Here is a 10,261-nt window from a genome sequence, read left to right as displayed (position 1 = left end):
TTGTCGAGCCTTTCGGTGTCGGGTGGTCGGGTGTCGGGGTGCTACTTGACGGCGGCCCGGACGGCCGCGGTCGGCGACTCGGTGTCCACCGGGCCGCGCAGCAGGTCGCGGTGGTCCTCGCGCAGGCGCCGCTTGAGCACCTTGCCGGTCGGGCCGACCGGCAGCCCGTCCCGGTCGGCGGCCACCACCAGGGCGCTCAGCGGGGCGAGTCCGGCCCGGTCCAGGGCCGCGTCGCAGTCGGCCAGCAGGTCCCGCGGCGAGCGCGGGTCGTCGTCCGCGAACAGCACCACCGCCAGCGGGCGGGACGCCTCCGGGTGCTCCGGGTCCGCGACCGCGACCACCGCCGCGTCGAGTGCGCCCGTCGCCAGCAGCACCGCCTCCTCCAGCGGGAGGCTGTACACCGGTCCCTCGGCGGTGTGGATCACGTCCGGGGTGCGGTCCAGGTGGTACCAGTTGCCGTCGCTCTCGCGGCGGACCACGTCCCCGGTCAGGAAGTAGCCGTTGACCAGGGAGTCACGGCTGAGCGTCGGGTCGTCCCAGTAGCCGGGGGTGATGCTGGGGGTGCGCACGCCGAGCAGCCCGGCCTCGCCGTCCGGCAGTGGGCGGCCCTGCTGGTCGAGCACCGCGGCGTCCTGCACGGCCTTCACCGGACGGCCGATCAGCCGCGCGTAGCCGGTGCTCTCCGGGGTGAACACCTGCTTGAACAGGACCATCCCCATCTCGGAGGAGCCGAGGCCGTCGACGTACGCGGAGCCGTTGATCCTGCGGCCGCCGCGCACACGGCGGCTGCCGAGCGCGGTCAGCGGGCGGATGTGCCGCTCGTGCGAGGCGTCACCCATGCCGTTCCAGGAGTGGATGCCCCGCGCCGCGTACGGGGTGACCCGGGCGACGTCGATCTCGGCCAGCGTCAGCGGGAAGCCGAGCACGAAGGTGGGCCGGAACCAGTTGATCGCCCGGGCCGTCGAGTCGCCGTCCGCGCCGTCCAGGACCAGGGTGGGGATGCCCAGCATCAGGGCCATGCTGAGGTAGCTGATGCCCGCCGAGTGGCTGTGCGGCAGGGTGGTCAGCATCCGGTCGGAGCGCAGCGAGGGGAAGGTCCAGAGCCGTTCCCGCTTGCCGTCGAAGAACGACTCGTGGGTGAAGACCGGCGCCTTGGGCCGCCCGGTGGTGCCGGAGGAGTGCGAGATCATCACCAGGTCGTCGCCGTGGTGCCGGTACGGGAAGCCCGGCAGCGGCCCGGACGGCCGGGGCGCGGTCAGGTCGAGCCGGTGGATATCCTCGGCCAGCAGCGTCTTGCCCGAGGACGCGTCCGAGTGGGTCCAGGCGTCGACGCAGCCGGCCAGCAGGTCGGCGTCGGCGACCAGGATCGTGGTGCGGGTCCGCCGGAAGTACTCGGCCGCCGTCGCGGCCTGCATGTTGGGGTTGCAGTGCACGGCGACCGCGCCGAGGCTGGTGATCGCGATGTGGTGCAGCAGCCCGAGCAGGCCGTCCCGGGTGTGCACGCCGACGTGGGTCGACGGCAGCACCCCGTGGGTGCGGTACCAGTGGGCGTAGCGGATGGCGGTGATCCGGATGTCGTTCAGTGACACGCCGGTCAGGTCGCCCTCGTCCCAGCTGGAGCTGGTGGTGTCGGGGTGGAACAGGAGCGGCCGGTCCCGGTCGCCCGCCGTCTCCCAGGCGTGCCAGAAGAAGTTGCCCGCGCCGAGCCGCGGGTTCGCCGTCAGGCGCAGGCGCTGGAGCGCGGACCGCTGGGTCCCGAATATGAGCATGGGCGTGCCTCTCTCAGCCTGGGGTTGACGATGGGTACGGCAGGGCCTTGCCGAGCGCGGTGCGCAGCCACTCCTCCAGGGCCCTGGTCCGGATGTCCAGCGGGATGCCCGGCCCGGCGGCGAGCGGCGCCGCGCCGTTCAGCGCGGCGGCCAGCCGTCGGCCCAGCCCGGGGTCGGCGGCGGTCAGCCCGGACTCCGGGAACTGGTTGCGCAGCCGCCGCACCAGGGATTCGGCGTCGGGACCGCACAGCACCGAGCAGACGCCGGCCGGGGTGGTTCCGACGAGCAGCACCCCGAGTTCGCACTCGGCCGAGGCGTACTTGATGCGCACGCCGCGTCCGCTGTTCCTGAAGGTGGTGGGCGTCATCCCGAGCAGGTTCTGGGCCAGGGCGTAGAAGTTGCCGCTGGAGTTGAAACCGGCCTCGTAGATGGCCTCGGTGATGGTCCGGCTGCTGGGGATCACCTGCCGCAGCCGGTCGGCCCGGCAGGCGGCGGCGTAGGACTTGGGCGTCACGCCGGTCAGCGCGGTGAAGACCCGGTGGAAGTGGAACCGGCTGAACCCGGTCGCGGCGGCGAGGTCGCCGAGCGAGGGGGCCTGTCCGGGGGCCTCCATCAGGCGGCAGGAGCGCACCACCGCCTCGGTCCGGGCGTCGCGCACCGCCTGGTCCGGGCGGCAGCGGCGACAGGGCCGGAACCCGGCCCGTTCCGCCGCCGCCGGGTCGGGGAAGAAGACGGTGTTCGCCCGCCGCGCGTGCCGGGAACCGCAGGACGGGCGGCTGTAGATGCCGGTGGTCAGTACCGAGTAGCAGAACGCCTCGTCGGCGCGCCGGTCCCGGCGCAGCACCGCGTGCCAGCGGGCGTCGTCGTCGGTGAACTCGCGTCCCGGGCCGGTCCCGGGGATCGGCTCCGGCTGGTCCTGGGTGGCCGCGGTGGGCGGGAGCAGGCGCCCGGCCGATCGCCCGTACCGCGCCGCACCGGGCGCCTGCTCCCGCACCGCGCTCACTTCTCCAGGCAGAACTCGTTGATGGGGTAGCCGACATGGCGGTCCGCGACGGGCAGGTAACCGAGCACCTTGTCACCCGGCTTGAGCTCGGTGCTGTTGAGCACCACCCCGCCCGGGCCGAGCACCCGCACGTGCCAGTCGTCCTGGAGGATCAGGTTGGCGGTGCGGCCGTCCGGGCCGACCGCGTCGATGGAGATCAGCGGCCGGGTCTCGATCTTGACCCGGCCGACGGTCACCAGCCGGGTCTTCCCGTGGATGTCGACCGCGGTGACCTTGCTCCCGGCCTGGAGCTCGCTCAGGTAGTTGGTGCGCTCGTTCTGGCCGAGGGTGTACGAGTGGATGGCGCCGGCGTTGACCCGGAACGGGCGGGTCGGCATGTACGGCAGCGGGTGGGTCTCGCTGACGCACAGGATCATGCCCTTGGAGTGCGAGCCGACCAGGATGCCCTCGTCCTTGCCGAAGTACGCGGCGGTGTCGACGCAGGCCCGTTCGCCCATGCCGACGTGGGCGGTGGCGGTGACCTCCAGCTCCACCAGCTCCAGGTCCGGCACGGTGCTGTCGGCGGAGCGCTTCAGCGCGCTGGCGTCGCCGACCCGGGTGGGCGCCAACAGGACGCCGTCCGAGCCGAGTTCGAGGACACCGAAGATGATCTCCGCCTCCTCGACGTCCTTGGCGATGGTGATCAGGCTGCCCTCGGCGCGGGCGGCGGCGGCGATCACGATCTCCAGCGGGATCTTGGTGGGGTCGCGGAAGTCCAGCAGGCTCCACTTCTCGGTGCGACCGGAGCGGCAGGCCTCCTCCAGCGTCTCCGCGTCGATGATCTCGACGTACCGACCGAACTCCAACTCCGGGTGCAGAAGCGCGAGTTCGGCGGGCTCGCCGTGCTTGGCCGGGTCGACCACGACGATGTCAGCGGTACCGAAGTCCTCGGGGAGGGTCTCCCCCTGGGGGAACAGCACCTTCTTGACCGTGGGCGGCAGCACGGCCAGGTCGGCCGGGTCGGCGGCGAGGATGCCGTCGATCCGGGCGTGGATCGCCTCCTCGATGATGGCGTCCTTGGCCGATCCGATCGAGCGCACGTCTATCCAGCTGAGCTTCACAGAGCACCTGCCATTCGCGGGGTGGGAGGGGTGAGCAGGACACGAGCGGGGTCGTGCACGATCCCGGCCAGCTCGCGGACGGTCGCGCGGGGCACGGCGGAGCCGAACACCCGCCGTCCGACCGCGAGGCCGCTGCAACCGGCGGCGAGCGCGGAGGCGGCGAAGTCCGCGAGGCTGCTGTCGTTGGCGCCGCCCGCCACGACGACCGGGAGCGGGGAACTGTCGACCACCTCGGCCATCCGCTCGGCCGGGAAGGCGAACACCGTCTTGACGATGTCGACCCCGAGGTCGGCGGCGATGTTGACCACGTGGGAGAGCAGTACCGGGTCGGTGGGATCGGTGACCCGGGGGCCACGCGGATAGATCATGGCCAGCAGCGGCATGCCCCAGCGGTCGCAGGCGGCGGCGACCGCGCCGAGGTCGGCCAGCTGGGCGGCCTCGGTGTCCGAGCCGATGTTCACATGGACGCTGACCGCGTCCGCGCCGAGGCGGATGGCGTCCTCGACGTCGCCGACCAGGACCTTGGCGTCGGCGTCCGGGCCGTGCGCGGTGCTGGCACTGAGGTGGACCAGCAACGAGCAGTCCACCAGCAGTTCCGGGTCGATCGCCCGGGCCCGGCCCTTGTGCACGACGATACCGTCGGCGCCGCCGGCGACCACGTCGCGGACCAGGTCGCCGAAGCGGTCGGCGGTGGTGATCGGACCGTCGGAGACGGAATGGTCGAGTGGCACGAAGAGGTAGCGGCCGTCTCCGTGACCGGACAGTCGGGTGAGCCTCAAGGACTTTCCCGTGGAAGCCGTTCTCATCATCGGACACTCCCTTGTGCATGAATTGAGAAAGGTCGGGCTGCTTGAAGCCACCGCCTGGCGATACCGCGTCACCGCGTCACCGCGGCGAATGCGCATGGAATGCGCGCAGGTCGGAGCCGTCGATCCGGGGCTGCCCGACGCGGGTGGGCGACCGTTCACGGTGCGGGGGCGGCATGGCGCCTACCCGCTGGTCCCGGTCGGAATCCGCATGACCGGTCGCCGGTCGGTGGTGGCCGTCCGCGTCGTGGACCGCGGTCGTGAACCGCGCGAAATCGCGGCTGCGGCAACCCCTGCGGTAATGCTGTCAGTGCCCACACCAGGTTCTGCACAGAGGCGCTACAGAGAACCGGATTTCACACGTCCGCCACGGGTCGGGGTCATCCGTCGCGGGTCCGGGGTCAGTCGCCGACCAGGCGGCCCAGCAGCGCGTCGGCGTCACCCGGCTCACGGTCGCCGCGCCAGGCGAGGTGCTGGTCCGGGCGGACCAACGCCAGGTCCCGCCCGTACAGCTCGCGCGCGGCCGGGTCGGGGACGTCCAGCACCGTGAGCGGCACGCCCCGGTCGGCCGCCGCCGAGCGCAGCGCGTCGGCCCGTGGCGCGGAGCCGCCCAGGCGCAGCAGGGTGAAGCCGGGGCCGAGCCGGTCGAAGAGCGAACTCCCGTGCCCCCGAACGCCGTTCAGCCACAGGTGGGGCGCCCGGCCGCCGGGGACCCCGCTCGGTGTGTAGCGGGTGAGCGAGTCCGGCGGCACGTCGTCGGAGTCCTCGCCGACGACGATGGCGGAGCCGTCGTAGCGGGCGCCGAGCTGGACCCCGACCGAGGCGAACTGCTCCCCGAGACCGGCGAGCCGGGTGCCCAGCTCCGCGCGCGCGGCCCGGCCCGCGGCCGAGTCGAGGTCCAGCGCGGCCGGGCGGGCGATGTCGGCGAGGTTCCGGTTCAGCTCCCGGGCCGCGCCGGTGTTCCGCAGCGCGACCGGTCGCCGCTCCGCGCCGTAGCTGTCCAGCAGTCGGGCCCCGCCCCAGCCGTGCATCCGGGCGGCCAGCTTCCAGGCGAGGTTCGCCACGTCGTCGATGCCGGTGTTCATGCCGAAGCCGCCGGTGGGGGTGAACAGGTGGGCGGCGTCCCCGGCCAGGAACATCCGGCCCTCCCCGAAGCTCTCGGCCACCAGGGCCACCCCCGCCGTCCACGGCCGGTGGCCCAGGACCTGCACCGGCAGGTCGGCGCCCGCCGCGGCCCGCACGATCCGGGCCAACCGCCCCGGGTCGAAGGCGTCGGGGTCCACGGAGCTGGTCAGCAGGCTGTACTCGTCGGCGCCGTCGAGGGCGATCAGGTTGACCACGACCTCCTTGTTGACGGCCCAGCAGCTCCACGCCTCCCGTCCGTCCAACAGTTTCTGACGCAGCGTCGGCAGCCGCAGGTGCGCGGCGGTGGCCCGGCCGCCGAGGATCTCCTGGTCGAGCGAACGCTGCCCGGTGTAGCCGATCCGGGCCGAACGGCGGACCACGCCGCGTCCGCCGTCGCAGCCGACCACGTACCGGGCCCGGCGGACGCGGCCGCGGCTGTCGCGCAGGGTCACCCCGTCCGGGTCCGGGAGCACCTCCTCGATGCGGCAGCCGTAGCGCAGGCTGATGTTGGGCCGGGTGCGGGCGTGCCGCACCAGGAACCGCTCGACGTACATCTGGTTGGCGCGGTGCAGCGGCTCGGGCACCTGGTCCAGTCGTGGCGCGGAGGCGACCAGGTCGCTCTTCTCCCGGCTCGACGGCATCGGCAGCCGGGCCAGCTCGAAGCCGCTGTAGCGGGTGAAGTAGGCGACGTCGGTGGGGTGTTCGCGGGGCAGCCCGAGGGCGCGCACCTGGTCGGCGATGCCGAGCCGCCGGTAGTGCTCCATGGTGCGCGCGTTGTGCGTGTTTCCCCGGGGGTGGCCGAAGGAGGAGTCCCCCTCGTCGCACACCACGGACGGCACGCCCTGGGCGTCGAGCAGGAGCGCGAGCACCAGCCCGACCGGGCCGCCGCCGACGATCACGACCGGGCTCTGTGCGGCGTCGAACGGGTCGGGGGACTGGGGGGAGGGGAGGATCATGCCGACCGTCCTCACGGGGGGTTCGGAGGGGTGACGTCCCAGGAACCGTACGAAACCACGAGACCCGCCCACGCTCCGGTTGTTGCCCCCGAACCTTCACGCCGATCTCCGCGCGGATCTCAACGGGGATCTCAATGCGGATCTTCGCGCCGACGGATATCCGTGTGCGATGTGGCGAGATCACCGGGGTATCCCGATGATCGCCGCCGGTCGCCCGTGGGCCGCTTTCGGACACGCGATTGACAGAGGGCTGCCTCGGGGTAGTGTTCTTGATGAACCGTCAGCCACCAGATCAAATTCGTTCGGTGATCCCACAGCTCCGGCCACAAGCGCATCCCACCCGACCGGTCGACCAAGGATTTGTGGAGCCTTGATGTTCGTAGGAGTGCTCGGACCCCTGTATATCTCCCTCGAAGGCGTGTCGGGACACGTCGAACTCGCCCCCAAGCCACGGACCGCGCTCGCCGTGCTCATGGCCAACGCCGGCGTGGTCGTGCCCGCATCATCCCTGGTCCGCGAGGTGTGGGGGGACGATCCCCCGGTGAGTGGACTCAGGAACATCCAGACCTACGTCCTCCAGTCGCGCAAGGTGCTGGCACGGTTCACCGGAAAGCCGGCGCGGGCCGTCGCAGGTGAACTCCTGATGACCAGGCCGGGTGGATATGTCTTCAGCGACGCGTGCGCACAGTTCGACTACGACCACTACGGCCATCTCGTGGCCGAGGGGCGGGACGCGATCAGGCGCGGTGATCCGGAAAGAGGAGTGCCGCTGCTCGACCGGGCGCTGCGATTATGGCGCGGCCCGGCATTCGTGGACGTGGTGACCGGGTGCATCCTTGAGGCGCAGCGGCGGAAATGGGAGGAGTCGAAACTCGCGGTGATCGAGACCCTCTCCAGTGCGAAGATCGAAATGGGTCAGCACTACGAGGCCGCGGCCGACCTCACCGCCTGCGTCTTCGAGCATCCGCTGCACGAGGGGCTGCACTACCAGTACATGCGGGCGCTCAGCATGGCCGGTGACCGGGCGCACGCGCTCGACGTGTTCAGCCAGCTGCGGCTGAATCTGGTCGCCGAGCTCGGCATCGAACCCAGCGACGTGATGCGGGAGTTGCAGTACAGCATCCTCAACTCCTGACTCAACTCCTGACGTCCCTACCGCTGTTGTCCCGCCCCCGCAGGTCGGTGGCGGGCGCTCCGCCGCGGGTGAGCGGGTGCGAGACGGTCCGGTCCGAGAGCAGCGCGTGGTCCCTGCCCCGGGTCAGTCGGCGCCGGTCCGCCAGCGGGTCGAACCGGTCGAGGATGCGCAGGGCGCCGCTGAGCGGGTCGAGTTCCGCCCGGTCCCTGGTGCAGAACCAACCGGCGCCGTCGGTCGGCCCGTCCGGGACGAAGCGCGCCGGCGGCGCCTCCGGCACCGGGTACGGCGAGGCGTCCATGCGGACCCGCAACTCCCCTTCGAAGATCCGGAGTTGTACGCCGGGGGCGGGCATGCCGACCGACCCGGGCGCGAACCAACCGGTGGGGTCGGCCGCCAGGATCCCGGTCTCGGTGGTGCCGTACGCCTGGCCGATGCGGACGCCGTAGCGCTCAGCGAAGCGGGCGTGCACCCGTGCGTCCAGCCGGTCGCCACCGGAGACGGCGTGGCGCAGCCGGGGCAGCCGCACCGCCCGGTCGCCCAGGGCCAGCGCGGCGAAGTGCCCGGGAGCGCCGAAGACGGTGTCGGCGCCGGTCCGCAGCGCCGTCCGGATCACCGAGGAGCGCGTGGTCTGCGGCGGAAAGAGGCTCACCGCCCCGACGTCCAGGTGGTGCAGCAGCCCGCCCACCAGGTTGAAGGAGTGGGACACCGGCCCCAGCAGCAGCACCCGCGACCCCGGACCGGCCATCCCGCCGATCCGGCGGAAGGTGTCCAGTTCGCGCAGCAGCGACTGCGGGGAGCGGGTGACCGCCTTGGCGAACCCGGTGCTGCCGGAGGTGAAGTGGACCAGGCAGTGCCCGCCCTCCGCGCGGCGCCCGCCGCGCAGCTGCCGGACGTAGACCTCGCACTCGTCGTGGAAGGTCCGCCGACCGGGCCCGGAGTCGGCGAAGGAGACGTACAGCTGCGGGCGGCACTGGTCCAGCAGCCGCTCCAGCTCGCGGCCGCGGATCCCCGGCCCCATCAGCATGACCTGGGCGTTCAGCGACCAGAGCGCGAACAGCGACCAGACCTGGGTGAAGCTCTGGGTGCCCTGGAGCGCCACGGTGGCCCCGTCCCGCACGCCGTGCGCCTGGAACAGCCGCCGCAGCGAGCCGACCTGGTCCCGCAGCCGCTGGTACGTCACCTGGTAGCCGGCCTGAGCCCAGACCGCGCCGCCCGGATGCCGGGCCAGCAGCTCGGAACCCCACCAGTGGGGCTCGGTGGCCGAGTCCTCGGGCATGTCGGTCCTCCTCCCTCCGTGTTCTGTCCGCCCTGTCGGAACACCGGCGGACCACGAGGGGTCGCATTCCGCCGCCGGACGGGGGTCCGCCTCCGAGGGACGCCCGTGGCGGGCGTCGGCCGGAGGCGGACCGGGGAAACGCGCGGATCAGCGGGCGCTGTCCTCGTACGCCACCACGCGCTGGTACTGCTCGCCGAGGCCGGACACCGACAGCCGCATGCTGTCCCCGGGCTTCAGGAAGCGGTTGCGGGCGAAGCCCACCCCGGCGGGCGTGCCGGTGGCGATGACGTCCCCGGGCAGCAGCGTCATGAAGCGGCTGACGTAGGAGACGATCTCGGCGCAGCTGAAGATCATGTCGGAGGTCGAGCCCTCCTGCATGATCTCGCCGCTCACCTCGGCGACCAGCTCCAGCGCCTGCGGGTCCGGCACCTCGTCCGGCGTCACCAGCCAGGGCCCGAGCGGGCAGAAGGTGTCGCTGCTCTTGCCCTTCACCCACTGTCCGCCGCGCTCGACCTGGAAGGCCCGCTCGGACACGTCGTTCACCACGCAGAACCCGGCCACGTGGCTCAGCCAGTCCTCCTCGGCCACGTACTGCGCCTTCCGCCCGATCACGATGCCGAGTTCGACCTCCCAGTCGCCCTTCTCGGCGTCCCTGGGCAGCACCACGTCGTCGTTCGGGCCGGAGATGGAGGTGGTCGCCTTCATGAAGACGACCGGTTCGGTGGGGATGGGCTTGCCCGTCTCGTTCGCGTGGTCGCGGTAGTTGAGCCCGATGCAGACGACCTTCGAGACACCGGACACACAGGGCCCGATCCGCTCGGCGGCGTCCACCAACGGCAGGCTCGCGGGGTCGATCCCGCGCAACCGGTCGAGGACCTCGGGCGACAGGCTCTCCGCCCTGATGTCGGAATGGAGAGCGGAGAGGTCACGCACCCGCCCGTCGCGGTCGAGCACCCCAGCCCGCTCACGTCCCGGCTGTCCGTAGCGCAGCAACTTCACGTGTCCCGCCTCCTGCATGCCGGCCGGTCGGGCTCTGCGCCCGACCGGGAGTCAGATCATCCACCGGGCGGTACTGCCCGGCACTCCTGTGA

The 10,261-nt window shown here is 72.1% G+C and carries 8 protein-coding genes; 1 reads left to right on the top strand and 7 read right to left on the bottom strand.

The window, feature by feature from the left end; all coding sequences use genetic code 11:
- Positions 1-41 precede the first annotated feature (41 nt).
- From GXP74_RS28210 to GXP74_RS28190, 5 genes are all read right to left on the bottom strand, one after another.
- Complete coding sequence (locus GXP74_RS28210) at positions 42-1,769, bottom strand: class I adenylate-forming enzyme family protein (RefSeq protein WP_182454054.1); 1,728 nt, start codon at positions 1,767-1,769, stop codon at positions 42-44.
- Between the two features lie 13 nt (positions 1,770-1,782).
- Positions 1,783-2,763, bottom strand: a complete 981-nt coding sequence (locus tag GXP74_RS28205) for a bifunctional transcriptional activator/DNA repair enzyme AdaA (protein ID WP_182454053.1) — start codon at positions 2,761-2,763, stop codon at positions 1,783-1,785.
- 5 nt (positions 2,764-2,768) lie between these two features.
- Positions 2,769-3,872, bottom strand: a complete 1,104-nt coding sequence (locus tag GXP74_RS28200) for a 3-dehydroquinate synthase II (RefSeq protein ID WP_182454052.1) — start codon at positions 3,870-3,872, stop codon at positions 2,769-2,771.
- Positions 3,869-4,678, bottom strand: a complete 810-nt coding sequence (locus GXP74_RS28195; protein ID WP_304940938.1) for a 2-amino-3,7-dideoxy-D-threo-hept-6-ulosonate synthase — start codon at positions 4,676-4,678, stop codon at positions 3,869-3,871. Before GXP74_RS28195 ends, GXP74_RS28200 begins: the two co-directional genes overlap by 4 nt.
- A 401-nt stretch (positions 4,679-5,079) precedes the next feature.
- A complete protein-coding gene (locus tag GXP74_RS28190) occupies positions 5,080-6,759 on the bottom strand; it encodes an FAD-dependent monooxygenase (RefSeq protein ID WP_182454050.1) in 1,680 nt (559 codons plus the stop codon).
- Positions 6,760-7,132: 373 nt separating this feature from the next.
- On the opposite strand from GXP74_RS28190, the gene GXP74_RS28185 reads away from it, so the two are divergent.
- The gene (locus GXP74_RS28185; RefSeq protein WP_182454049.1) at positions 7,133-7,894 is read left to right on the top strand and encodes an AfsR/SARP family transcriptional regulator; all 762 of its coding nucleotides are present in this window, start codon (positions 7,133-7,135) and stop codon (positions 7,892-7,894) included.
- Position 7,895: 1 nt separating this feature from the next.
- On the opposite strand, the gene GXP74_RS28180 is transcribed toward GXP74_RS28185, so the two are convergent.
- A complete protein-coding gene (locus tag GXP74_RS28180; RefSeq protein ID WP_182454048.1) occupies positions 7,896-9,170 on the bottom strand; it encodes a class I adenylate-forming enzyme family protein in 1,275 nt (424 codons plus the stop codon).
- A 147-nt stretch (positions 9,171-9,317) separates the two neighbouring features.
- Complete coding sequence (locus GXP74_RS28175; protein ID WP_182454047.1) at positions 9,318-10,169, bottom strand: fumarylacetoacetate hydrolase family protein; 852 nt, start codon at positions 10,167-10,169, stop codon at positions 9,318-9,320.
- Positions 10,170-10,261 lie beyond the last annotated feature (92 nt).

The sequence above is a fragment of the Streptacidiphilus sp. P02-A3a genome (genome assembly GCF_014084105.1).
Classification (GTDB): Bacteria; Actinomycetota; Actinomycetes; order Streptomycetales; family Streptomycetaceae; genus Streptacidiphilus.
Note: the sequence above shows the minus strand (reverse complement) of the source record. Positions and strands in the feature narration are given on the sequence as shown.